Genomic DNA, 25,019 nt, shown 5'->3' on the forward strand with positions numbered 1-25,019 from the left:
GCGGCGCAGTAGAAATGGCTCAAGTTGGCGCAAAGGATTCGAGACATGAAGACGCAAGTAAAAGCATTGGTCGTCGGCGGCGGGGCGGTGGGCACCTCGATTGCCTATCATCTGGCCCGCGCCGGTTGGGAAGATGTCATGCTGCTGGAACGCGACGAGCTGACCAGCGGCTCGACCTGGCATGCGGCGGGGCTGCTGCCCTATTTCAACATGTCCTACGCGACCACCCATATCCACGATTACTCGATCCGCTTCTACAAGACGCTGGAAGAGGAAACCGGGCTCAACGCCGGGTTCGCCGTGGTCGGCAATCTGCGCATGGCGCAATGCGATGAACGCATGGACGAATACATGCTCTATGCCTCGACCGCCGAGACCTGCGGCGTGCCCTATGAATTCATGACTCCCGAGCAGGTGAAGGCAAAATGGCCGCTGATCCGCACCGAAGATCTCAAGGGTGCGCTCTATCACCAGACCGACGGCTATATTAACCCCGCCGATGTCACCATGGCGATGGCCAGGGGCGCGCGGCAGCGCGGCGTGATGATCGAACGCAAGTGGCAGGCCGACGCCTTCCACTGGAATGGCGAGGCCTGGGAGGTCACGGCGACGAAGATGATCGAAAGGGGCGGCAATCTGGTGCCGTCGGACGAGCAGATCGTGATCACCGCCGAACATGTGGTTACCGCCTCCGGCAACCATGCGCAGCGCACCGCGAAGATGCTGGGCATCAAGATGCCCGCGATCCCGGTTGAACATACGTTCATCGTGATGGATCAGGACCCGGCGCTGGTCGAATTCCGCAAAGGCGAAGGCAATGTCGAGCATCCGGTGATCCGCGATGCCGATGCGCAGAGCTATGTCCGCGAAGAGCGCGGCGGCTGGATTCTCGGGGTCTATGAGAAGGGCGCGCCGGCACGCTTTGAATATGGCGTGCCCGATTCTTTCCGCGCCGACCTGTTCCAGCTCGATCTCGAGCGGATCGAGGATCAGTACATGGCGATGAACCACCGTATTCCGTCCTGCGAGGAATGTGGCCTCAAGGACGATTTCAACGGTCCGATCTGCTACACGCCCGACGGCAATCCGCTGGTCGGCCCGGCTCCGGGCCTGCGCAACATGTGGCTGGCGGAGGGGTTCTCCTTTGGCATCACGGCGGCGGGCGGCACCGGCTATTATCTCGCGCAGATGATGGTCGACGGCGAGGCGGAGATCGACATGGCCAGCCTCGATCCGAAGCGCTACGGCGACTGGATGACCACCGAGTTCGCCGCGCGCAAGAACGAGGAAGCCTACGAACACGTCTATATCCTCCATCACCCGGACGAAGAGCGTCCGGCCTGCCGCCCGCTGCGCACCTCACCGGCCTATGACCGTCAGGCGGCACGCGGGGCGCAGTTCGGCTGGGTCAACGGCTGGGAGCGCCCGAATTACTACGCGCCTGAAGGGTTCAACGACCACGACAGCCGCAGTTTCCGGCGCGGTGGCTGGTGGCAATATGCGGTGGAAGAGGCCAAGGCCGTGCGCGAAGGCGTCGGGCTTATCGACGCGACCGCCTTCACAAAGCATCTGGTCAAGGGGCCGGGCGCGACAGCGTTCCTCGACTGGTTCACCAGCAACAAACTGCCCGCCATCGGGCGCATCAACCTGACCTATGCGCTGACCGGGGCGGGTACGACGCGCACCGAATATACCATCGTGCGGCTGGCGCAGGATGAATACTACCTGGTGAGCGCCGGTGCTTGGACCGCTTATGACAGCGATTACCTGAAGAAGGCGATTGAGGATAAGGCGCCGGAATTCGGCTATATCGAATGTCATGACGTGACCACCCAATGGGGCGTCTTCGCCATTGCCGGGCCGAAATCCCGCGATGTGCTGCGCGAGATCGTCAAGGATGCCGACCCCGACACGGTGCTCGGCAACAAGCGGTTCCCCTGGCTGACCATGCGCAATATCGAGCTCGGCATGGTCCCGGTGCGTGCCATCCGCGTCGCCTATACCGGCGAACTCGGCTGGGAGCTGCACCACCCGATCGAGATGCAGAACCATCTCTTCGACCTGCTTGAAAAAGCCGGTGAGAAACACGGCATGAAGCTGGTCGGCGCAAGGGCACAGAACTGGCTGCGTCAGGAGAAGAGCTACCGCGCCTTCGGCACCGAGCTCGGCCGCGATGCCACGCCACTGGAGGCCGATCTGCCGCGTTTCGTGGACATGTCCAAGGAGTTCCACGGCAAGCAGGCGATGGCCGACCACGGCATCCGTGCGAAATGCGTCACGCTGCTGATCGACGGTCCGGAAGATGCCGATCCCTGGGGCCGCGAGGTGCTCTATTACGGCGAGGAACGCATCGGGCGCCTGACCTCAGGGGGTTACTCGGTGGCCTTCGGCAAATCCATCGGCATGGGCTATGTGAAGCCCGAACATGCCGAGGTCGGCACCCGGCTCAAGGTCAAGATGTTCGACCGGCTCTGGGACGCCGAGGTGACCGAGGATTCGCCCTATGATCCGCGCAACGAGAAGATCCGGAAAGACGGGTGAGCCGACGCCGTCTTGCGATGGCCATCGGGGCGGTGCTCTGCATCGCCCTGTCGCTGTTCATGCTGCGGGTTGAGCAGGATCCGCTGACCGCCAGGGCGCAGGGCTATGCCGCCGATATCGCGGTGCGGGCAGGCGGCACCTACGTGACGCTGCGCACGCTCAACGCGGTGCTGTCCACCGCTCAGGAGGTCGAGATCGGCATGTCCTTCATCGCCTCGGGGACGGCGCAGCCCCTGAAGGTGCTGGAACCGGTCGATGACACGATCGAACGGATCGCGGCGCTGGTCTTTGGCGTCATGATCGCAACCGGTGTTCTGGCGGTGGCGCTGGGCCCGGTCAGCGCGCTGGGACTGATCGTGCTCGGCACCGCGCTGGCCGTGGCGGCGCTGGCGCCGCGGCGGGTCGCGGTGCGCCAGCTCGGCTGGTACGGCGCCTTCTTCGGCCTGGCGCTGCCGCTCGGCCTCACCGTCGCGGCACCGTTGGCGCAGATGCTGACCGAGGCGACCTACAGCCGCAACATCGCCCTCATCGCCGAAATCACGCAAGTGGTGCAGGATGCCGATTCACCGCAGGAAGTGGAACTCGGGATCAACGATTACCGCCGGATCGCGGCCAGCCTCTGGGAAGATGCCGACAGGCTGACCGGCGCATTGGTGGCGATCGTCGGGGTCTACATGTTCCGGATCCTGATCCTGCCGCTCTTGCTGAACGGCGGGCTGTTCCTGGCGATGCGTGGTGTGGCGCGCGCCCCCGCCGCCGCACCGGACGGCGCGGGGCGGCGGCATGGCGGTCACTGACGCCGCCGCGCGAGCCATTCGGCCCAGTCGCCGTGCGAGCCGTAGAACGTGTTGAGGTCGATCGCCCCCACGGCGCCCGGCACCTTGCCGGTCGCGGTATATTGCCAGAAGGTCCAGTTCTGCCCCGGATAGACCTCGGCCGGGGTCCTGGCGGTGCTGCGCAGCCAGAAATCATAGCCATCGAAACGATCGAGCTCGTTCTCGCGGTAGAATTTCGGCGTCGTGTAGATGATCGGTCGTTGCCCGTAATGATTGCTCACCAGCCGCAGGAAGCGGCGCATCTCGTCGCGCACCACGTTGCCGGGCGGGCGGCGATGCGCGCAGGTCGGCGACAGCGGGTTCCATTCCATGTCGAGCACAGGCGGCAGGTCACCGCTGCCGCGCGGCACGTTCCGGATGAACCAGCGCGCCTGATCCTCCGGCGAGGTGCAGAAGTAATAGAAATGATAGGCGCCCCGCGCGACCCCGGCACGGCCCGCGCCCTCCCAGTGATCGTCGAACATGATATCCCGCCGGTCGCCGCCCTCGGTGGCCTTGATGAAGGCGAAATTGACGCCATGGGCGCGGGCCTGAGGCCAGTCGATGCTCTGCTGGAACCGCGCCACGTCGATCCCGTGCACCGCAAAGCGGTGGGGCGCATGGCCGGTCCAGTCCACCGGCTTGCTGTCGCCGAACTTTGCTGCGGTGACATGGCCCACCGGCACGGCGGTCGGGCTCGCGGCGCAGGCGGCGAGGGTCAGGCTGGCGAGCAGCAGGGCGAAGCGGCGTCGGATCATGGCGCGGGTTTCCTGGCGATGAAGGCGAGATTATTGGCGGGCATTTCGACCCGGTCGATCGGGCTCAGGGCAGCATCGCTGAGCCAGGTCGCGATGTCGAGATCATCCTTGTAGCCGATTTCCGGATCGGCGGCGCGCAGCTCGCGATCAAAGCGCGCATCGCCCGGGCTGGTCAGCTTGCCGTCGCGTGTGAACGGACCATAGAGCAGCAGCGTACCCCCGACGGCGAGGGCGCTCGCGGCCTCTTCGATCAGGATGCGGACCTGCACTGTCGGGATCAGATGCAGCAGGTTGATAAGCACGATCAGGTCCATGCCCCGCTGCTCGGCCCCCCATCCCGGCATCGTCGCATCGAGCGCTATCGCCGGGGCAATATTGTGCAATCCCGATTGCGTGGCATAGGCATCGATGCTGGCGCGGCGATCAGCATCGATCTCGCTCGGCTGCCAATGCAGCTCCGGCAGCGCGGCGGCGAAGGTCACGACATGCTGCCCGGTGCCGCTCGCCAGCTCCAACGCCCGGCCTTTCCGCGGTGCCTGCGCCAGCAGCAGCTCGCGCAGCGCCGCGGCATTGCGGGTGGCGGCGGGGGCAAATAATTTCGCGCCCTCACCTGCCTCAGCGACCGAAGCGCTGCGCGGCAGCTTGCCGGTCATGCGCGCAGCCGGTCCGGGCGGAGCTGCGCCACGACCTCGGGCGAAAGCGCAGGCGCGCGTCCCATCATTAGATTGGCGACAAGCTGTGAGGCAGCGGGCGCGGTCTGGAATCCGTAACCGCCCTGACCGGCGCACCAGACGAAACCCGGCACGTCCGGGTCGGGCCCCAGCACCAGCGATCCGTCGGCGGCAAAGCTGCGCAGCCCGGCCCAGGAGGCCAGCAGCCGCGTTACCGGCACCCGCACCATCGCCTCATAGCGCGCCAGCCCCTCGGCCAGCACCATGTCATCGGCCCAGGCGTCATGCGGCTCGACCGGATCCTTGTCGGAGGGTGAGACCAGCAGCGCACCGGCATCGGGCTTGGCATACCAAGCCTCGCCGACGCCGAAGAACATCGGCCAACGGCTGACGTCATGACCCTCGGGCGCGGGCAGGCGGGCCATCGAGCGGCGATGCGGGATGATCCCCAGCGGCGCCACCCCGGCCATCTGCGCGACCTGATCGGCCCAGGCCCCGGCGGCATTGACCAGCAGCGCGGCACGGTGGGTCTGATCCCCGGCGGTGACCTCCCAGCTCTCGCCAATCCGGCTGATCGAAGTGACCGGCGCCGAGGTCAGCACCTGTCCGCCATTGCGCCGCAGCTCGCGGGCGAAATCCTGCAACATCCGGTCCGTGTCGATGTCATAGGCGGGCGCGTGATAGGCGGCGAAGGCGACCTGCCCGGGATCGAGGATCGGCACCAGCCTCAGCGCCTCGTCAGTCGAGATTTCATCGACCCCCATCGCTTCGGCATCCGCGGCAAACCCCTCGGCCTCATCCTCACGCCCGACGATCAGCAGCCCGCGCGGGCTCAGATAACCCCCGTTGGCTTCGTGGTGATACGCGGCACTGGCCTTGTTCAGCGCCACGGTGCTCGCCAACCCGTAATTCTGCTCGAACAGTGCCGCGGAACGCCCGGAGGCGTGATAGCCAAGCGCGTTTTCCTGCTCCAGCACGATCACCCTAGCATCCGCCGAAAGCCGCGCCGCTGCCGAAAGCCCGGCGATCCCGCCGCCGATGATGATGATGTCGCTCATTTGGATCGGTCCTGTTCATCGCTGCGGTCGGTGGCCGGGGGCGGGGCGGGCATCAGCGCCGCAAGCCGCGTGTAGAGTTCCGGGGTCATGTCATAGTCGAGCGCGGCCAAGGAGGGCTGCAACTGCGCCGCATTGCGCGCCGAGATGATCGGGGTCGGACCGCTCCCATGCGCCGCCACCCAGGCCACCGCAAGGGTCGCCGGGTCAGTTCCGAGCTCGGCGGCCAGCCCTGTCAGCCCCCGCGCCGCCTCATGCATCGCCGGATCGTCATAACGCCTGGCATATCGTGCATCCTCGCGCAGCCGTCCGCTGTCGCCATCCACGTATTTACCAGTCAGCAGCCCGCCGCCAAGCGGTGAATAGGGCGCCACCAATATGCCCAGATCCGCCGCCATCGGCAGGATCTCGACCTCTGCCTGCCGCTTGACCAGACTGTACATTGGCTGGATCACTGCGATCTCCAGATCGAACCGCGCCGCCACCCCTGCAGTCTTGACCACCTGCCAGGCGGCGAAGTTCGACAGGCCGACATGGCGGATCGCGCCTGCCTCGCGCAGCCGCGCCAGCGCGTCGAAACTCTCGTTCAGGTCGGTCTCGGGATCGAACCGGTGCAGATAGAGCAGATCAAGCGTATCGAGCCGCAACCGCTGCTGCGACGTGGCGACCTGCGCGCGGATATTCCCGGCCCCGGCGCCGCCCTCATAGGCGCATTTGCTGGCAATGATCAGGCTGTCGCGCTGCTTCTGCACCATCTCGCCCAGCAGCGTTTCCGAGGCGCCCTCGGTATAGACATAAGCCGTGTCGAAATGGTTGATCCCGGCGGCAATGCAAGCGTCAAACATCGCGCGCGACTGCGCCGCATCGGCGCGCCCGCCGAATTGCATGGTGCCGAAGGCGAGGCGGCTGGCGGCGGTGCCGTCGGGGCTGGTGAGCTTGTGTCTCATGGCGCAATTGGTGGCATGTCACCGCCATGCGTGCAACGGGCAATACCAAGGCAAAAGGCAGGCCCGAAGACCTGCCTTTCGTCGCTCAGGAGTGAGGCGCCGCCTATTGCGGGATCGCCCCTTCGATGCCTTCGACATAGAAATTCATGCCCAGCAGCGTGGCGTCATCGGCGGTCTCGCCCTCGGCCAGCCAATCGGAACCGTCCTGCTTTTTAAGCGGCCCGGTGAACGGGTGATATTCCCCCGACGCGATCTTGTTCTTCAACGCCAGCGCCTCCTCCTTGACCTCGGCGGGAACCGCATCGCTGATCTCGCCGATCCCGACCATGCCTTCGTTGATCCCGGCCCAGGTGTCCTTGCTCTCCCATGTCCCGTCGATCACCGCCTTGACGCGTTCGATGTAATAGGGCGCCCAATTGTCGATGATCGAGGAAACCCGAGGCTTGGGCGCATATTGCGCCATGTCCGAGGCCTGACCGAAGGTGATCACATTGCCCGCTTCCTGCGCGGCCGCCTGCGGCGCGGTGGAATCCGTATGCTGCAGGATCACGTCGGCGCCCTGTTCGATCAGGACCTTGGCGGCGTCCGCCTCCTTGGCCGGGTCGAACCAGGTATAGGCCCAGACGATCTTGAACTGCACATCGGGGTTGACCTTCTTGGCATGGATAAAGGCCGAGTTGATGCCGCGGATCACTTCGGGGATCGGATAGGAACCGATATAGCCGACGATGTTGCTCTCCGTCATCGACCCGGCGATATGCCCCTGGATCGCCCGGCCTTCGTAGAACCGCGCCGAATAGGTCGAGACATTGTCCGCCCGCTTGTACCCTGTCGCGTGCTCGAATTTCACATTCGGGAATTTCTTGGCGATATTGATCGTCGGGTCCATATAGCCGAAAGACGTGGTGAAGATCAGATCCGCCCCGTCCAGCGCCATCTGCGTCATCACCCGCTCGCTGTCCGGGCCTTCAGCGACATTCTCGACGAACACGGTCTCGACCTGATCGCCGAATTCCGCCTCGACGGCCTTGCGCCCCTCGTTATGCTCATAGGTCCAGCCGCCGTCGCCCACCGGGCCGACAAAGACGAAGCCCACCTTGGTCTTGTCCTGCGCCACCGCGGCACCGGCAAGGCCGAGCGCCAGAACGGCGCCGGTCAATACTGCAGATAGTCTCATGGATCATCCCCCTGTTAATGCTCCGTTTCCCGGAGCTTGCTGAAGCCTCTAGCTCGAGGCGTGGAAATTGCGGCCCAGCGAGGCCGGTGCCGCGCTCTTGTCCCGTGACAGGATCACCAGCACGAGGATGGTGATCAGATAGGGCGACATTGCCAGATACTCGACCGGAATGGCAACGCCCGCACCCTGCAGATTGAGCTGCAATTGGGTAATGCCGCCAAAGAGATAGGCCCCCAGCAGCGCGCGCCACGGTTTCCACGAGGCAAAGACCACCAGCGCCAGCGCGATCCAGCCGATCCCGGCGGTCATGCCCTCGGTCCATTGCGGCACCCGGATCAGGCTGATGTAGGCGCCCCCGAGCCCGGCACAGGCCCCCCCGAACAGGATCGCCAGGGTGCGGATCCGCTTGACCTTGTAACCCAGGGCATGGGCCGCATCATGGCTCTCGCCGACCGCGCGCAGGATCAGCCCGGCGCGGGTGAATTTCAGCAGCGCCCAGACGGCGGCCACCAGCGCGATGCCGAGATAAAGAATGATGTCATGGCTGAACAGCACCGGCCCGATCACCGGAATATCGCGCAAGGGCCCGAAGTCCACATCCCCCAGCCGCGGCGGCTTGACCCCGACATAGCTCTGCCCGAGCAGCGCCGAGAGCCCGAGCCCGAACAGCGTCAGCGCGAGGCCGGAGGCCACCTGATTGGCCATGGTCACCTGGGTGAGGAACGCAAAGAGCAGCGACAGGCCGGCACCGCCCAAAGCCGCGGCAGCGAAGCCGAGCAGCGGCGAGCCGCTCTCCACCGCCACCGCGAAACCGCAGATCGCCCCGGTGATCATCATCCCCTCGACCCCGAGGTTCAGCACCCCGGATTTCTCCGCCACCAGCTCTCCGATGGCGGCAAAGATCAGCGGCGTCGCCGCAACCAGGAACCCGGCGATGAACAGCAGCGGGTTGATGACGCTGAGGTCCATCACGCGGCCTCCACTCTGTGGCCGAAACGCAGCCGGTAATTGGTGAACATGTCGAGCGCCAGCAGGAAGAACAGCAACATCCCCTGAAACACCTGGATCGCGGCGGCAGGCAGGCCAAGGTTGGACTGCGCAATGTCCCCGCCGATATAGGTCAGCGCCATCAATCCGCCCGCCAGCAGGATGCCCAGCGGATGCAGCCGACCGAGGAAGGCCACGATGATTGCGGTAAAGCCATATCCGACGTTGAAATCGATCGTGACCTGCCCGGCAGGCCCGGCTATTTCGAACATCCCGGCCAGCCCGGCCAGCAGCCCCGACAGCCCCATGCAGAACAACACCAGCCGCGCCGGATTGACCCCGGAAAACCGCGCCGCCCGGGGCGCCTCTCCGGTCACCCGGATGGCAAAGCCGAGCCGGTGACGGCTCAGCAGCACATAGGCAAAGATCACCGCGATCAGCGCCGCCACCACGCCCCAATGCATGCCCGATCCTTCGAAGATCTCGGCGTTGTAGGCCGAGGCATATTGCTGCAGGTTGCGCGATCCCGGAAACCCGAAGCCTTCCGGGTTTTTCAGCAATCCCAGCGACATGGACGCAAGGAACTGCTCGGCCACATAGACCAGCATCAGCGAAACGAGGATTTCATTGGTACCGAACCGCACCTTCAGAAACCCCGGGATCATCGCCCAGAGCCAACCGCCGAAAGCCCCGGCCAGCACCATCAGCGGAAAGATATACCAACCCTCGATCGGATAGAACGCCAGCCCCGTCGCGGCGCCGAACAAGGCGCCCATGATATATTGCCCCTCGGCCCCGATGTTCCAGATCCCGGCCTTGAACCCAAGGCTCAGCCCGATCGCGATCAGCACCAGCGGCGCGCCCTTGATCAGCAGCTGCGGGCGATAATAAAAGGCGAATTCGCCGAACAGCGGCTCCCAGAAGATCGTCAGGATCGCGGTGATCGGATCCTTGCCCAAAACCGCGAACAATAATCCGCCAAAGACCATCGTCGCCAGCACCGCCAGCACCGGCGTCGCCAGCGACACCGCCCGGCTCGGCTGCGGCCGTTTCTCAAGCCGGACCATGCATCCCCCAGACCATCACTCTCACCAAAACACCCTTCACAAACCCGCTCCGCCTCGGGCAACAGCAACGCACGCGGCCTTCACCCTTTCACAAATACTCATCCCACGGCCCGCCACGCGGCCCCGCCGACGCAGGATCACGCAATCACACATGCGCAACCTCCATGCCATGCGCGCCGCCCATCATCAGCCCGATCTCCTCGACACTGAGCCCCTGTACCGGGCGCGGCTCCGACAGGCGGCCCTCGTTGAGCGCGGCAAAACGGTCGCAGATCTCCATCAATTCATCGAGATCCTGCGAAATCACGATCAACGCAGTGCCGCCGGTCGCCAAGTCGAGCAGCGCCTGACGGATCGCGGCGGCGGCGGCGGCATCGACGCCCCAGGTCGGCTGGTTCACCACGAGCAGCTCGGGGCGCTGCAGCACTTCGCGGCCGATCACGAATTTCTGCAGATTGCCGCCCGAGAGCGATCGCGCGGCATTGCCCGGTCCGGGCGTGCGCACGTCGAAAGTCTCGATGATCTTCTGCGCAAAACGCCGCGCCGCCGCCCAGTCGAGCAACCCGTGCCGCTCCAGCCCCTCACGCGCGGCGCCGGTCAGCATCGCGTTCTCGGTAAGTGTCATGTCAGGCGCCGCGGCATGGCCGAGCCGTTCCTCCGGCGCACTCAGGATCCCCAGCGCACGGCGCGGTGTCGGGCCGAGCAGGCCTATGTCGCGCCCCTCGAAACTAATCATTCCCGGCGAGCTCAGCGTCTCGCCCGACAGCGCGGCCAGCAGCTCGTCCTGCCCGTTCCCGGCCACCCCGCCGATGCCCAGCACCTCGCCGCGCCGCACCTCCAGATTGATGTCGCGCAGCGGCATGCCGAAGGCGCTCGGCGAGGGCGCCGACAATCCGTTGATGGACAGCACCACATCGCCCGGCGTCCTGCCCGCCCGCGTCGGTGTCTGCAGGGCGCTGCCCACCATCATCTCGGCCATGTCGCGCGCCGAGGTCTCGGCCGGAGTGCAATGGCCCACCACCTTGCCGAGCCGCAGCACCGTGGCGCTGTCACAGAGCGCGCGGATCTCCTCGAGCTTGTGCGAGATATAAAGGATCGCGGTGCCCTCGGCGCTGAGCTTGCGCAGGGTCTTGAACAGGATCTCGACCTCCTGCGGGGTCAGCACGCTGGTCGGTTCGTCCATGATCAGCAGCTTGGGTTCCTGCAGCAGGCAGCGAATGATCTCGACCCGCTGCCGCTCCCCGGCGGACAGATCCCCGACCACCTTGTCGGGTGCCAGCGGCAGGCCGTAGGTTTCTGAGACCTCCCTGATCCGGCGTGACAGGGCGCCGAGCTTGGGCGCGTGCTCCATGCCGAGCGCGATGTTCTCCGCCACGGTCAGCGCGTCGAACAGCGAGAAATGCTGGAACACCATGCCGACACCGGCGGCGCGCGCCGCGTGGGGTTCGGCAGGGGCGAAGCTTTCGCCATGCATCCGCATCTGCCCGGCGTCGGGCTTGACCAGCCCGTAGATCATCTTCACCAGAGTCGATTTCCCGGCGCCGTTCTCGCCCAGCAGCGCATGGACCTCGCCCGGCGCGATGCTGAGCGAGACCTGGTCATTGGCGATTACGCCCGGGTAAGCCTTGGTCAGGCCGGACAGCGACAACAGGGGGGTATCACTCACGCGCGGTCTTTCTTGGTCGGGCTTTCGCCGAGCTGCGTTTGGGCCTCAACGTGCAACACTTGCACCGCCACGCCAAGGGCGATCTGCTGCGGATGCTTGCCCAACGTCGGGTCACCGATCGGGCAGGTGAGCCGGGTGAAGGCGTCGGGGCCATGCCCGGCCTCGGCCAGCCGCTTGCGAAACCGCGCCTTCTTGGTCTGTGAGCCGATCAGCCCGGCAAAGCCAAAACCATGGCGCAGCAGCGCATCGCAGACCGCCAGATCAAGCGCATGGGAATAGGTCACGATCAGGTGCAGCGCCGCCTTCGGCGCATAGCGCGCCAGCGCCGCAGGTTCGCTTGCGGGCAGCAGTGTCACCCCGGCGGGCGGGTTCCCCCCGGGGAACCGGGCCATATCGGTATCGACCCAGGTGATTGCCACATCGGGCAGCGGTCCCAGCACCGACACCAGCGCCCGCCCGACATGTCCCGCGCCCCAGATCCAGATCTGCCGGGTCGGATGGGCGACCGGCTCGACCATCCAGCCCTCGACGAGCTGTGCGCGCGGCGCCACCGTCCCGTTGCGGGCCTGCGCCAGCAGCCGCGTGACGCGCAGGGGCATCTCGCCGGGGCCACGGGCGATCATGTCCTCGGGCAGCGCTTCGGCGCGGGCGCTGTCATAGATCTCGGTCAGCGCCAGCACATGCCCGCCGCAGCATTGGCCAAGGTCCGGGCCGAGCGCGTGGCGGCTCAGCCTGTCTGCGCCGCCGCCTGACAGCGCGGCGCGTGCGGCGCGCGTCAGCTCATGTTCCAGCGTGCCGCCGCCGACGGTGCCGGACTGCCCCTCCGGCCAGATCAGCATCGCGGTGCCCGGCTCGCGGGGCGCCGAGCCGCGGACCTCTGCAAGCACCACGCGGGCCACGCGCCCATGCGCGGCACAGGCGGCGATCAGGGCGTCGCGCTCAAACCCCATCGCGCGCCCTCCCGATGGCGGCCAGCAGCGCCTCGGCGGTCGCCGGGGCCTGCAGATCCGGGTAATGCGGCCCGCAGGCCGCAGCGGCATCCGACAGCGCCATCAGCGCCGAGATTCCGTGCATCAATGGCGGCTCGCCCACGGCCTTGGAACGATAGATCGTCTCGACCCGGTTCGGCGCCTCCCAGAGCGCGACGTTGAACATGTCGGGGCGGTCCGAACAGGCCGGGATCTTGTAGGTCGAGGGCGCATGGGTGCGCAGCACGCCCTTGTCATCCCAGACCAGTTCCTCGGTGGTCAGCCAGCCCGCGCCCTGCACATAACCGCCCTCGATCTGCCCGATATCGAGCGCCGGGTTCAGCGAAGCGCCCGCGTCATGCAGGATGTCGCAACGCAGAATGCGGTTCTCGCCGGTCAGCGTGTCGATCACCACCTCGGTGACGGCGGCACCATAGGCGAAGTAGAAGAACGGGCGGCCCCGACCCTGTATCCGGTCCCATTCGATATCCGGGGTCTTGTAGAACCCGGTGGCCGACAGGCTGACGCGGTTCTCGTAGGCCGAGGCGACGGCGCGGGCAAAGGTGATCTCCTCGGCACCGATGCGCACCATGCCATCGGCGAAGCTGACCTGATCGGGGTTGGTCTGGTAGCGCTCGGCCAGATGTTCCGCGATGCGGCGGCGGATCTCGTCGCAGGCGTTCTGGGTTGCCATACCGTTGAGGTCGGAGCCCGAGGAGGCGGCGGTGGCCGAAGTATTGGGCACTTTGGCGGTGTCGGTGGCGGTGATCCTGACCAGTTCCGGCGAGACGCCGAAGCGGGACGCCGCGACCTGCGCGACCTTCTGGAACAGGCCCTGACCCATCTCGGTGCCGCCGTGGTTCAGGTGGATCGAGCCGTCCTGATAGACATGCACCAGCGCACCCGCCTGATTGAGATGGGTGAGGGTGAAGGAAATGCCGAATTTCACCGGGGTCAGCGCAATGCCGCGTTTCAGCACCGGCTGCGCGGCGTTCCAGTCGGCAATCGCGCTGCGGCGCTGCGCGTAATCGGAGGTCTGTGCCAGCTTGTCGGTCAGGGCGTTGATGATGCAATCGGTGACCGGCTGGTGATAGGGGGTGGTCTGGGCATCGCCCGTCGGCGTGGGAATAGGGCCGCCCGGCGCTGGCGGCGCGCCGCGCGAGGCGAGATCGGCGTCGGTGTCCGCGGGCAGCGGGCGATTGTCGATCGGCGCGCCGGTCGGCGGGCTCGCGGCGTTGTCCGCGTAATAGTTAACCCGGCGCACGCTGAGCGGGTCAGCCTGCAGATGCTGCGCAACATGATCGATGATCCGCTCGATCCCGACGATGCCCTGCGGCCCGCCGAAACCGCGAAAGGCGGTGGCGCTGGCCATGTTGGTGCGCAGGCGATGCGAGGTGATCGAGATGTCGCTCAGGTGATAGGCATTGTCGGCATGCAGCATGGCACGGTCGGCGACCGGCAGGCTGAGATCCATCGACCAGCCGCAGCGGGTGTAATGGGTCACGTCGAGACCGGCGATCCGCCCCGTGTCATCGAAGCCGACATCGTAATCGATGCGGAAATCGTGGCGTTTGCCGGTGATCACCATGTCATCGTCGCGGTCATAGCGCATCTTGCAGGGGCGGCCGGTGAGCATGGCGCCGATGGCGCAAGCCATGGCGAGCGCGTTGCCCTGGCTCTCCTTGCCGCCGAAACCGCCGCCCATGCGCCGGGTCTCGACCCGCACCGCGTGCATCGGGCGGCCGATCGCCTCGGCGACCTTGTGCTGGATCTCGGTGGGGTGCTGGGTCGAGGAATGCACCAGCATGTCGCCATTGTCCTGCGGCAGCGCCAGCGCGGCCTGACCCTCAAGGTAGAAATGCTCCTGACCGCCGATGTGGATGCGACCCTGCAACCGGTTCGGGGCGGATTGCAGTGCCGCCTGCGCATCGCCCTTGGCATAGATCCGCGGGCCGTCTTCAAAACGCGCATCCGCCGCGATGGCCTTTTCGATGCTGAGGATCGCTTCGGTCTCGGTGATGTCGATGCTGGCCAGACGCGCGGCATGACGGGCGGCGAGATGCGAGGTGGCGATTACGAGGAACAGCGGCTGGCCGGCGTAATGCACGTTCCCGGTCGCGAGCAGCGGCTCGTCATGGTTGCTGGGCGATGTATCGCCGCCATGTGGCAGGTCCGCGGCGGTCAGCACCCGGATCACGCCGGGGGCCTGTTTCACCGCGTCGAGATCCATCGCGTCCAGACTCCCGGCGGCGACGGGGCTGAGCCCGAAAGCAAGGTGCAGCGTATCGCGCGGGGTCGGTATGTCGTCAACGTAGCGCGCGGCGCCGGTCACATGCAGGCGTGCCGCGTCATGGGGGAGGGGTTTCGCGACGCTCATGCCGTGACTTCCTGCACATTGGTGACGCTGCCGTTGGCATCATGCAGGTAGCGCAACAAAAGGTTCTGGGCGGTCCGGAGGCGATAGGCGGCGGAGGCGCGCATGTCGCTGAGCGGCTGGAAATCCTGCGCCATCGCCTGCATGGCCCGGCGTATCGTGGCTTCGGTAAAAGGCTGGCCGGTCATCGCCGCCTCGGCCTGCGCGGCGCGTTTGGGAATACCCGCCATGCCGCCATAGGCCAGACGCGCCTCGGTGATGCTGCCACCATCGCGCCGGATCGAAAGGCAGGCGCAGAGCGCGGAGATGTCCTGATCGAAGCGTTTGGAAATCTTGTAGCAGCGCAGGTTGTCGGGCTGTCTGGGGATCGTGATCGCCTCGACAAATTCGCCTTTGCCGCGGTCCTGCCTGCCGTAATCGAGGAAGAAATCCTCCAGCGGCAGGCTGCGGCGGCTTTTGCCGTGGCGCAGGTGCAGGGTCGCGTTCAGCGCGATCAGTGCCGGGGGGCTGTCGCCGATCGGTGAGCCATTGGCGATGTTTCCGCCGATGGTCGCCGCGTTGCGCACCTGCATCGAGCCGTAACGGCGCAGCATCTGACCCAGGGAGGGGAAATGCGGGGCGAGGGCGCGTTCGAGGTCGCTGAGACTGGTCATCGCGCCGATATGCCAGTGATCCTCTGTCTCGGTGATGCCGCGCAGGTCGGCGCATTGGTTGAGGAAGGCCACCGGGCCGAGGTCGCGCAGTCCCTTGGTGACCCAGAGGCCGACATCGGTGGCACCGGCGATCAATGTCGCGTCGGGGTTGGCCTCATACCAATCTGCCAATGCGTCGGCGCTTTGTGGCTGGGCGTGGGAAGGGGGCGCTGCCCCCGCAGGCTGCGGCTGCTCCCCCGAGGTATTTCCGGTCCGGAGAAGGGCAAGATGGCGCAGATGGTCGGGGGGCGGGGCCTCCGCCGCGGCTTCGGCGGCGCGGATGATCGGCGCATAGCCGGTGCAGCGGCAGAGATTGCCCGCGAGCTGGACGTCGTGATCCTTGGCGCCATTGAGGTGGGCGGCGGCCATGGTGATCACGAAGCCCGGGGTGCAGAAGCCACACTGGCTGCCGTGATGGGTGATCATCGCGTCCTGCACCGGATGCAGGCTGCCATCGGGCGCCGCGAGGCCTTCGACGGTGGTGACATGTTTGCCGTTGACCTGTGGCAGGAACAGGATGCAGCCGTTGAGGGCGCGGGAGCCTGCGGCATCGGTGATCATCACCGAACAGGCGCCGCAATCGCCTTCGTTGCAGCCTTCCTTGGTGCCGGTGAGGCCACGGCTTTCGCGCAGCCAGTCGAGCAATGTGGTGGTCGGGGATATGCCGGTGAGCGACACCCTCTCTCCGTTGAGAAGAAATGTGATGTCCATCTGGTCAACCTGCCGCGGTACCGGGCCCGTGTCATGCGGCGCGACCTTCGATGCGGCGTAGAAGGCAGCGCGGGCGGAGTGGGGGTCAGGCTATGCCGGGGCGGCGGCATCTGGCAAGAAAAATCCCGCGTTGTCAGGGGCGGGGCGGTTTTTGCCTTTGGCAGCGCGCCCCGGGCTGGTGCCCGCTCGGGGGCTGGCATAGGGTCGCGCCATGGCAAACGATCCCCGATTCATCCACCTGCGCACCCATTCCGAGTATTCACTTCTGGAAGGGGCCTTGCGGCTGAAGAAACTGCCGGACATGTGCCGCAAGGCCGAGATGCCCGCACTGGCGCTGACCGATACCAACAACATGTTCGCGGCGCTGGAATTCTCCGTGGCGATGGCGGGGGCCGGAATCCAGCCGATCATCGGCTGTCAGGTCGATCTGGCCTATGTCGAGGTGCAGCCGGGAGAAAAGCCGCGCGACCCGGCGCCGGTGGTTCTGCTGGCGCAGAACGAGGCGGGTTACGAGAACCTGATGAAGCTCAATTCCTGTCTTTACATCGACAAGGGCGGGGCGCTGCCGCAGGTGAGCCTGGCTGAGCTCGAGGCGCTGTCGGGTGGGCTGATCTGCCTCAGCGGCGGGCCGGAAGGGCCGGTGGGGCAATTGTTGCAGGGCGGCCAGCGCGGCGCGGCGGAGGCGCTGATGGCGCGGCTTGCCGCGGCCTTCGGTGATCGCCTTTACGTGGAATTGCAGCGCCATCCGGGCGAGGACGGGCAGCCCGAGGTCGAGAAGCTGACCGAGCGCGGTTTCGTCGAGATGGCCTATGCCATGGAACTGCCGCTGGTGGCGACCAATGACGTCTATTTCCCGAAAACGGACATGTATGAAGCGCATGATGCGCTGATCTGCATTTCGGAGGGCGCCTATGTCGATCAGCAGCAGCCGCGCCGCCGGTTGACGGCGCAGCATTATTTCAAGTCGCAGGCCGAGATGGTGACGCTGTTTGCCGATCTGCCCGAAGCGGTGGAGAACACCGTCGAGATCGCCCGTCGCTGTGCCTTCATGGCCTATCGCCGCGATCCGATCCTGCCGAAATTCGCCGATGACGAGATCGAGGAGCTGAAGCGGCAGGCCCATGAAGGGCTGAAGGCGCGGCTCGCGGTGATCCCCCATGCGGTGCCGGTGGCGGAATACGAGAAGCGGCTCGATTTCGAGCTCGGGATCATCGAGGGCATGGGCTTTCCCGGCTACTTCCTGATCGTGGCGGATTTCATCAAATGGGCCAAGGAGCACGACATTCCGGTGGGGCCGGGACGCGGTTCCGGCGCGGGGTCGCTGGTGGCCTATGCGCTGACCATCACCGATCTCGATCCGCTGCGCTACAGCCTGCTGTTCGAGCGGTTTCTCAATCCCGAACGGGTGTCGATGCCGGATTTCGACATCGACTTCTGCATGGACCGCCGCGAGGAGGTGATCCGCTACGTGCAGGACAAATACGGCCGCGACAAGGTCGGGCAGATCATCACCTTCGGCGCGCTGCTGTCCAAGGCGGCGGTGCGCGACATCGGGCGGGTCCTGCAAATGCCCTATGGGCAGGTCGACCGTCTGTCCAAGATGATCCCGGTCGAGGGGGTGAAGCCGGTCAGCATCGAGAAGGCGCTGGCCGATGAGCCGCGGCTGCGCGAGGAGGCCAAGAACGAGGAGGTCGTGGCGCGGCTGCTCGATTATGGCCAGCAGGTCGAGGGGCTGCTCAGGAACGCCTCGACCCATGCCGCCGGTGTGGTGATCGGCGACCGGCCGCTCGATGCGCTGGTGCCGCTCTATCAGGATCCGCGATCGGACATGCCCGCGACCCAGTTCAACATGAAATGGGTGGAGCAGGCGGGGCTGGTGAAATTCGACTTTCTCGGCCTGAAGACACTGACGGTGATTCAGAACGCGGTCGATCAGATCAAGGCTTCGGGGCGGCATCTGCATATCGCGGCGGACGGCCGTGAACTCTATCGCCCGCCCGAGGGGCATGTGGATGATATCGCGACGATCCCGCTCGATGACCCGGCGTCCTACAGGCTCTATGCAGCGGCCAAGACCGTGGCGGTGTTCCAGGTCGAAAGCTCGGGGATGATGGATGCGCTGAAGCGCATGAAGCCGACCTGTATCGAGGATATCGTGGCGCTGGTGGCGCTCTACCGGCCCGGCCCGATGGAGAATATCCCGACCTATTGCGAGGTGAAGAACGGGCAGAGGGAACGCGCCTCGGTGCATCCGAGCATCGACCATATCCTCGAAGAGACCCAGGGCATCATCGTCTATCAGGAACAGGTGATGCAGATTGCCCAGGTGATGGCGGGATACAGTCTCGGCGGCGCCGACCTGCTGCGCCGGGCCATGGGCAAGAAGATCGCCGAGGAAATGGCCAAGGAGCGCCCGAAGTTCGAGAAGGGCGCCATGGCCAATGGCGTGGACAAGAAGAAGGCCAGCGAGGTTTTCGACCTGCTGGAGAAATTCGCCAATTACGGTTTCAACAAGTCGCACGCCGCGGCCTATGCGGTGGTCAGCTATCAGACCGCCTGGCTGAAGGCGAACCATCCGGTCGAGTTCATGGCCGGGGTGATGAATTGCGATATTCACCTGACCGACAAGCTGGCGATCTATTTCGAAGAGGTGCGCAAGCGGCTGGAACTGCCCTGGGTGCCGCCCTGTGTGAACCGCTCGAATGCGACCTTCAAGGTGGTCGACGGCGCGTTGGTCTATGCGCTGGGCGCGCTGAAGAACGTCGGTGTCGAGGCGATGAAGCTGATCACCGAGGGGCGCAAGGTCGAAGGCGTGGACCGGCCTTTTGCGACGCTGTTCGATCTGGCGCGGCGGGTCGATCTGAAGCGGGTCGGCAAGCGACCCCTGGAGATGTTGGCGCGGTCCGGCGCCTTTGACGCGCTCGACCGCAACCGGCGCCGGGTCTTCGGGGCGCTCGATGCACTGGTGGCCTATTCGGCGGCGGTGCATGAGCAGAAGGCCAGCAACCAGGTGTCGCTGTTCGGCGAGGCCGGGGATGATCTGCCGGAACCGCGGATGTTGCCCAGCGATGACTGGCTGCCCGCCGAGCGGCTGACCGAGGAATTCAAGGCGGTGGGCTTCTACCTCTCCGGTCATCCGCTGGATGATTACATGGGGCCGCTGAAGCGCAAGGGCGTGATGACGCTCGATGACCTCACCGACAAGGCGCAGGCGGGGCCGCTGGTGGCCAAGCTGGCCGGGGTCGTTGCGGGGCGGCAGGAGCGCAAGTCGGCGCGCGGCAACCGCTTTGCCTTCGCGCAGATGTCGGACACCACTGGCGGCTACGAGGTGACGATCTTCTCCGACACGCTGGAACTGGCGCGCGAGCATCTGGAGACCGGCTCCAAGGTCGTCGTGACGGTCGAGGCGACGATGGAGAGCGACCAGTTGAAGTTGCTGGCGCGGGGCGTGGCGCCGATCGATGCGGCGGTGGCGGATGCGGGCTCGGCCGGGCTGCGGATCTTCGTGGATGAGCCCGGTGCGATCGCCGCCGTTTCCAGCGTGCTCGAAGGCGCGCGCAAGGCCGCGGTCAGGGCCGCCGGACGCGGGCCGATCCAGCTTTGCCTGCTGGATCCGGCGCTGCCCGGGGAGGTCGAGGTCGATCTCGGCGTCGAGTTCCCGGTCACGCCGCAGATCAAGGGCGCGATCCGCTCGCTCGGCGGAGTGCGCGAGGTCGAGGAATTTTGAGACCGGGTAGGATGCGTTCGGGAGGCAGCATGCGGAAAACGATGGTGATGTCGTGCCTTGTGCTGGGGCTTGCGGGCTGTGCCGGGTCGACAGGGCAATTTTCCGGCGCGGCGCCGGTAGCGGATGTATCCTTCGACGCCGACCTGCCCTTTGGCGAGGTGGCGCGGGTCTGCGACGCGCGAGGCAGAGATCTCGGCGTGAAGGTCGAACAGGCGGCGGTGCGCGGCTTTGCACTGTGGGATTCCCGCCCCGGCGCGGCGGGTGCGCGGCGCTATTACATCACCGGGTTCAGGGATGGCTGCCCGCGGCAATTGACAGCGGCGACGGTGATCCTCTCGACCCCGTCGGATTACGAGCAGTTCCGCTTCGGCCCGGCGGCGGCCAACCTGCCTTATGCCAAGACCGATGCCGCCTATGACGCGGTCAAACGGCAGGTCTGCGGCACGGGCAGGCGCAAGCCCTGCGGCGGGCGGATCAATCGGCTCGACCGGTCCATGTTCTCCGTCAGCAGCTACCGCAGTCTTGATGATAACGCCCGCTGGTTCGAGGCGCTGGTGCATGACGGGGCGGTGCTGGCCTCGGCGGTGAAGTCGATCCGCTGAGAACGCGATTTTTGAAAAATCGCGGGGCGCTTTCTTTGAAAGAAAGCGGTGACCCGGGGTGGGTCGGCGTTCAGTAATGCGGCGGACGCTCGTCGCCGATCACCACGCCGCCACCACCGGCGGCGTCGCGCTCTCCCTCGCGCTGCATCAGCATGTGAACGCGGCGGTTGAGGATGGTGATCTCCTCGGCCTGCGCCGCGACCACGCTGGAGAGGTCATCGACCGCGCGGATGAGATGGGCGATCTGCTCTTCGAGTTGTTCCATGACGATGTCCTTTCGGATGCTGACTAGCACGGCGGGGTGACGGTGAGTAGGGGGCGCGCGGGCCGGGGTTTGCTTGCCCTTCCAGCAAGGCTGCGCTAGACGCGAGGCCGATTGCCGCGTGAAGGAACTGGTGCAATGGCCAAGCCGAAGAAGACCCCCCGTCCCAAGGCGGAGACGCCGAAGGGGTTTCGCGATTATTTTGGCGCCGAGGTGACACATCGCGCCGAGATGCTGCGCAAGATCGCCGCGGTCTATCATCGCTACGGGTTCGACGCGCTGGAAAGCTCGGCGGTGGAGACGGTCGAGGCACTGGGCAAGTTCCTGCCCGATGTGGACCGTCCGAACGAAGGGGTTTTCGCCTGGCAGGAGGATGCCGAGGGCGAGAAGCCCGGTGATTGGCTGGCGCTGCGCTATGACCTCACCGCCCCGCTGGCGCGGGTCTATGCCCAGCACCGCAATGACCTGCCGACGCCCTACCGGCGCTATGCGATGGGGCCGGTCTGGCGCAATGAGAAGCCGGGGCCGGGGCGGTTTCGCCAATTCTATCAATGCGATGCCGATACGGTCGGCGCCCCGAGCGTGGCCGCGGATGCGGAGATCTGCGCGATGCTGGCCGATTGTCTCGAAGAGGTCGGGATCGAGCGGGGCGACTACATCGTGCGGGTCAACAACCGCAAGGTGCTGAACGGGGTGATGGAGGTGGCCGGGGTGCTCGACCCCGCGGCGCCGGAGAAATTTGCCCATGAACGCGGCATCGTGCTGCGCGCCATCGACAAGCTCGACCGTCTCGGTTCAGACGGCGTACGCGCGCTACTGGGCGAGGGCCGCAAGGATGACAGCGGCGATTTCACCGATGGCGCCGGACTGTCGGATGCGCAGGCCGATGTGGTCATGGGGTTCATGGAGGCCAAGCGCGCCGATGGTACCGCCACGGTCGCACGGCTGCGCGAGCTTGTGGCAGGCTCGCAGACCGGCGCGCGGGGTGTCGATGAGCTGGAATTGATCGCGGATCTGCTGGCCGCAGGTGGCTATGGGCCGGACCGGATCGAGATCGACCCTTCGGTCGTGCGTGGTCTTGGCTATTACACCGGGCCGGTGTTCGAGGCCGAGCTGACCTTCGACATTCAGGATGAGAAGGGACGCACCCGCAATTTCGGCTCGGTCGCCGGGGGCGGGCGCTATGACGATCTGGTCAAGCGGTTCACCGGGCAGGAAGTGCCCGCGACCGGCGTGTCGATCGGGGTGGACCGGTTGCTTGCCGCGCTGGCCGCCAAGGGGCGGCTCGATACACGCGCCGAAGGGCCGGTGGTGGTCACGGTGATGGACAAGGCGCGGATGGCCGATTATCAGGCGATGGTCGCCGAGCTGCGGCAGGCCGGGATCCGCGCCGAGGTCTATCTCGGCAATCCAAAGAACTTCGGCAACCAGCTCAAATATGCCGATCGGCGCGGCAGCCCCGTGGCGGTGATCGAGGGCGGTGACGAGAAGGCGGCGGGAGTCGTGCAGATCAAGGATCTGATCCTCGGTGCGAAAATGGCCGAGAATGCCACGCTGGAGGAATGGAAGGGCCGGCCCAGCCAGCATGAGGTGCCGCGCGATCAGCTGGTGGCGAAGGTGCGCGAGATCCTGGAGCTGCAGGGGGCATGATCACCCGGAGCCAGACCCTGGCCGAGGCCGCCCGGCTGCGCGGGATTTTCGAGGCACGCGGCGCGGTGGTCGTCGAGCCGCCGATCCTGCAGCCTGCCGAAACGCTGCTGGATCTCTATGGCGAGGATATCCGCGCCCGGGCCTATGTGACCTCCGATGCCTTGCGCGGCGAGCAGATGCTGCGCCCGGATTTCACCATGCCGGTGGTGCAGATGCACATGGCCCATGGCGCCGAACCGGCGCGATATACCTATTCCGGCGAAGTCTTCCGGCGTCAGGAGCACGACCCGTCGCGGCCCAACGAATATCTGCAGGTCGGTTTCGAGATTTTCGACCGCGAGGATCCGGCGGCGGCGGATGCGGAGGTTTTCGCGCTGATCTCGCAGGGGATGGAGGGGCTGCCGGTGCGGCCGGTGACCGGGGATATCGGGGTGCTGATGGCGGCGGTGCAGGGGCTCGAGACCACCGGCGCGCGCAAGGCGGCGCTGATGCGTCACATCTGGCGGCCGCGCCGGTTCCGCGCGCTGCTCGACCGGTTCGCCGGGCGCAAGCCGATGCCCAATCCGCGCAAGGCGCTGCTGTCGGGCGACGCCTGCGGCAGGGCGCCGCTGATCGGGCTGCGCGGGCAGGACGAGATCGATGCAAGGGTCGCGGCACTGGCGGAAGATGCCAGGGTCGCGCCGATCTCGGCCGGTCAGGTCGATCTCCTCGAAGCGCTGCTCGATGTGCGCGAGACCATGCCGCACGCGCTGAGCCGTCTGCATGATCTGGCGGTGGACATGCCGCCGATCGCGGTGGCGGTGAGCCGGGTGGCGGCGCGCTGCGAGGCGTTGCAGGCGCATGGGATCGACACCGACGATCTGCTTTTCGAGGCGAGCTATGGCCGCGTTTCGATGGAATATTACGATGGTTTCGTCTTCGGCTTCCGGGCTGAGACTCGTCCTGATTTGCCATCGCTGGCCAGTGGCGGGCGCTATGACGCGCTGACCCGGCGGCTGGGCAATGGCGGCGAAATCCCCGCAGTGGGCGGGGTGCTGCGCCCGGGATTGCTGCTGGAGCTGGGAGGCGCGACATGACGATCAAGCTCGGCGTGCCGTCCAAGGGGCGGCTGATGGAAAAGACCTTCGAATGGTTCGGCACCCGCGGTATCGAGCTGCGGCGCACGGGCTCGGAGCGCGAATATGCGGCTTCCGTGGAAGGGATCGACAATGTGACGCTGGTGCTGCTTTCGGCCGGTGAAATCCCGCGCGAGCTCGCCGCCGGGCGGCTGCATCTCGGGGTCACCGGCACGGATCTGGTGCATGAGAAGCTGGCGCTGTTCGATCAGCTTCTGGAGCCGCTGGAAGAGCTGGGTTTCGGTCATGCCGACCTGATCCTCGCGGTGCCGCAGGCCTGGATCGATGTCGATACGCTCGACGATCTCGATGCCGCCGCCGCGATGTTCCGCGAGGTGCACGGGTTCCGCTTACGGATCGCCACCAAGTATCACCGGCTGGTCCGCGAATTCCTGCGCGTTGCCGGGGTTGCAGATTATGCGTTGGTGGACAGCCAGGGCGCGACCGAGGGGACGGTCAAGAACGAAACGGCCGAGGCAATCGCCGACATCACCTCGAGCGGTGAGACGCTGCGGGCCAATCATCTGAAGATCCTCAGCGACGGAATGATCCTGCGCTCGCAGGCGACGCTGTGGCGCAGCCGCGTGACAAAGCTCGACGGCGCCGATCGGGCGACAATGACGCGGCTCCTGGCGCAGCTCGGCTAGGAAGCGAAGACGGGCAGGGGCGCGGCGGGCCATTGCGGGGTGATTGAGGGTCAGAGTACGCCGATCTCGGCCAGCGCCCGGTTCAGCTCGATCGGCAGGGCTTCTTCGCTCTCGCGGCCTTCCGGAAGGTCCGGCGGCGCATCGGCGCTTTGCAGGTAGCGCCAGCCCTGGAAGGGGCGGCGCAGGCTGTTCTGGGTGCGGATCAGGCCCGGTTCCAGTACGAAGCCGCAGCGTCTGATCCCGTCACCCCGGACCACCTCGTCAAAGCGCAGGATGCGCTGACGGCATTGGATCACACCCTTGATAACCCAATAGATCGACCCGCCGTCGAGAATTTCCGGCTCGCGTTTCGGCCACATCCGGGTGACATGGCGCGGCAGGCCGTCGCTCGACTGGGCGCTTTTGCTGGCCTGCCAAGCGGCCAGATCCTCGACGTTCTCGGTGCCGACGGAGAGTTTTATCAGGTTTATCATAGGGCTCCAGCGAATCCCTGTCTTGGATGGGGTTTAGGCCATATAATGTAGGGGCTTTGGCGAGAACTTCAAAGTGTTGTGGTTAACGGCACGAAATTCCGGCCAAACGCGACC

General features: G+C 65.9%; 20 protein-coding genes. 7 read left to right on the forward strand and 13 right to left on the reverse strand.

What is annotated here, in order from left to right; translation table 11 throughout:
- Positions 1 to 45 precede the first annotated feature (45 nt).
- On the forward strand, positions 46 to 2,541 hold the full coding sequence (locus ACFSUD_RS09370; protein ID WP_386373692.1) for a GcvT family protein: 2,496 nt from the start codon (positions 46 to 48) through the stop codon (positions 2,539 to 2,541).
- Positions 2,538 to 3,338: a hypothetical protein gene (locus ACFSUD_RS09375; protein WP_386373694.1), complete on the forward strand. Its 801-nt coding sequence runs from the start codon at positions 2,538 to 2,540 to the stop codon at positions 3,336 to 3,338. Before ACFSUD_RS09370 ends, ACFSUD_RS09375 begins: the two co-directional genes overlap by 4 nt.
- On the opposite strand, the gene ACFSUD_RS09380 is transcribed toward ACFSUD_RS09375, so the two are convergent.
- From ACFSUD_RS09380 to xdhA, 11 genes are all read right to left on the reverse strand, one after another.
- Complete coding sequence (locus ACFSUD_RS09380) at positions 3,332 to 4,114, reverse strand: glycoside hydrolase family 25 protein (protein WP_386373696.1); 783 nt, start codon at positions 4,112 to 4,114, stop codon at positions 3,332 to 3,334. The two genes, ACFSUD_RS09375 and ACFSUD_RS09380, sit on opposite strands and share 7 nt — an antisense overlap.
- Positions 4,111 to 4,767 carry a DUF938 domain-containing protein gene (locus ACFSUD_RS09385; protein ID WP_386373698.1) on the reverse strand — a complete coding sequence of 219 codons (657 nt, stop codon included), beginning with the start codon at positions 4,765 to 4,767 and terminating at the stop codon, positions 4,111 to 4,113. Before ACFSUD_RS09385 ends, ACFSUD_RS09380 begins: the two co-directional genes overlap by 4 nt.
- Positions 4,764 to 5,843, reverse strand: coding sequence for an NAD(P)/FAD-dependent oxidoreductase (locus ACFSUD_RS09390; RefSeq protein WP_386373700.1), 1,080 nt, complete (start codon positions 5,841 to 5,843; stop codon positions 4,764 to 4,766). The genes ACFSUD_RS09385 and ACFSUD_RS09390 overlap by 4 nt, the downstream gene beginning before the upstream one ends.
- Positions 5,840 to 6,787 carry an aldo/keto reductase gene (locus tag ACFSUD_RS09395; protein ID WP_386373701.1) on the reverse strand — a complete coding sequence of 316 codons (948 nt, stop codon included), beginning with the start codon at positions 6,785 to 6,787 and terminating at the stop codon, positions 5,840 to 5,842. The genes ACFSUD_RS09390 and ACFSUD_RS09395 overlap by 4 nt, the downstream gene beginning before the upstream one ends.
- Before the next feature lie 103 nt (positions 6,788 to 6,890).
- Positions 6,891 to 7,964 carry a BMP family ABC transporter substrate-binding protein gene (locus tag ACFSUD_RS09400; RefSeq protein ID WP_386373703.1) on the reverse strand — a complete coding sequence of 358 codons (1,074 nt, stop codon included), beginning with the start codon at positions 7,962 to 7,964 and terminating at the stop codon, positions 6,891 to 6,893.
- 48 nt (positions 7,965 to 8,012) lie between these two features.
- Positions 8,013 to 8,933 (reverse strand): ABC transporter permease, encoded by a 921-nt coding sequence (locus tag ACFSUD_RS09405; RefSeq protein WP_386373704.1) that lies wholly within the window; start codon positions 8,931 to 8,933, stop codon positions 8,013 to 8,015.
- Complete coding sequence (locus tag ACFSUD_RS09410; protein ID WP_386373706.1) at positions 8,933 to 10,018, reverse strand: ABC transporter permease; 1,086 nt, start codon at positions 10,016 to 10,018, stop codon at positions 8,933 to 8,935. The genes ACFSUD_RS09405 and ACFSUD_RS09410 overlap by 1 nt, the downstream gene beginning before the upstream one ends.
- 145 nt (positions 10,019 to 10,163) lie before the next feature.
- Positions 10,164 to 11,684 carry an ABC transporter ATP-binding protein gene (locus ACFSUD_RS09415; protein WP_386373708.1) on the reverse strand — a complete coding sequence of 507 codons (1,521 nt, stop codon included), beginning with the start codon at positions 11,682 to 11,684 and terminating at the stop codon, positions 10,164 to 10,166.
- Positions 11,681 to 12,634, reverse strand: a complete 954-nt coding sequence (xdhC, locus tag ACFSUD_RS09420; RefSeq protein WP_386373710.1) for a xanthine dehydrogenase accessory protein XdhC — start codon at positions 12,632 to 12,634, stop codon at positions 11,681 to 11,683. Before xdhC ends, ACFSUD_RS09415 begins: the two co-directional genes overlap by 4 nt.
- Entirely contained in the window at positions 12,624 to 15,029 is a 2,406-nt protein-coding gene (gene xdhB, locus ACFSUD_RS09425; protein WP_386373712.1) for a xanthine dehydrogenase molybdopterin binding subunit, read from the reverse strand. Before xdhB ends, xdhC begins: the two co-directional genes overlap by 11 nt.
- Positions 15,026 to 16,429, reverse strand: a complete 1,404-nt coding sequence (xdhA, locus tag ACFSUD_RS09430; protein ID WP_386373714.1) for a xanthine dehydrogenase small subunit — start codon at positions 16,427 to 16,429, stop codon at positions 15,026 to 15,028. The genes xdhB and xdhA overlap by 4 nt, the downstream gene beginning before the upstream one ends.
- Before the next feature lie 211 nt (positions 16,430 to 16,640).
- Here xdhA and dnaE point away from each other — a divergent pair, with 211 nt between their 5' ends.
- Positions 16,641 to 20,156, forward strand: a complete 3,516-nt coding sequence (gene dnaE / locus ACFSUD_RS09435) for a DNA polymerase III subunit alpha (RefSeq protein ID WP_386373716.1) — start codon at positions 16,641 to 16,643, stop codon at positions 20,154 to 20,156.
- A 29-nt stretch (positions 20,157 to 20,185) separates the two neighbouring features.
- On the forward strand, positions 20,186 to 20,758 hold the full coding sequence (locus ACFSUD_RS09440; RefSeq protein ID WP_386373718.1) for a hypothetical protein: 573 nt from the start codon (positions 20,186 to 20,188) through the stop codon (positions 20,756 to 20,758).
- A gap of 70 nt (positions 20,759 to 20,828) precedes the next feature.
- On the opposite strand, the gene ACFSUD_RS09445 is transcribed toward ACFSUD_RS09440, so the two are convergent.
- The gene (locus tag ACFSUD_RS09445) at positions 20,829 to 21,023 is read right to left on the reverse strand and encodes a SlyX family protein (protein WP_386373720.1); all 195 of its coding nucleotides are present in this window, start codon (positions 21,021 to 21,023) and stop codon (positions 20,829 to 20,831) included.
- 135 nt (positions 21,024 to 21,158) lie between these two features.
- Here ACFSUD_RS09445 and hisS point away from each other — a divergent pair, with 135 nt between their 5' ends.
- Genes hisS through hisG form a run of 3 tightly spaced genes read left to right on the forward strand, consistent with a single transcriptional unit; the run spans position 21,159 to position 24,432 of the window.
- Entirely contained in the window at positions 21,159 to 22,670 is a 1,512-nt protein-coding gene (gene hisS / locus ACFSUD_RS09450; protein WP_386373722.1) for a histidine--tRNA ligase, read from the forward strand.
- Complete coding sequence (locus ACFSUD_RS09455; protein ID WP_386373724.1) at positions 22,667 to 23,746, forward strand: ATP phosphoribosyltransferase regulatory subunit; 1,080 nt, start codon at positions 22,667 to 22,669, stop codon at positions 23,744 to 23,746. The genes hisS and ACFSUD_RS09455 overlap by 4 nt, the downstream gene beginning before the upstream one ends.
- Positions 23,743 to 24,432 carry an ATP phosphoribosyltransferase gene (hisG, locus tag ACFSUD_RS09460; RefSeq protein ID WP_386373726.1) on the forward strand — a complete coding sequence of 230 codons (690 nt, stop codon included), beginning with the start codon at positions 23,743 to 23,745 and terminating at the stop codon, positions 24,430 to 24,432. Before ACFSUD_RS09455 ends, hisG begins: the two co-directional genes overlap by 4 nt.
- 50 nt (positions 24,433 to 24,482) lie before the next feature.
- Here the strand turns inward: hisG and ACFSUD_RS09465 are convergent, their stop codons facing one another.
- Positions 24,483 to 24,905 (reverse strand): DUF1489 family protein, encoded by a 423-nt coding sequence (locus ACFSUD_RS09465; protein WP_386373728.1) that lies wholly within the window; start codon positions 24,903 to 24,905, stop codon positions 24,483 to 24,485.
- Positions 24,906 to 25,019 lie beyond the last annotated feature (114 nt).

The organism is Sulfitobacter aestuarii, from assembly GCF_042685005.1.
Classification (GTDB): Bacteria; Pseudomonadota; Alphaproteobacteria; order Rhodobacterales; family Rhodobacteraceae; genus Sulfitobacter; species Sulfitobacter aestuarii.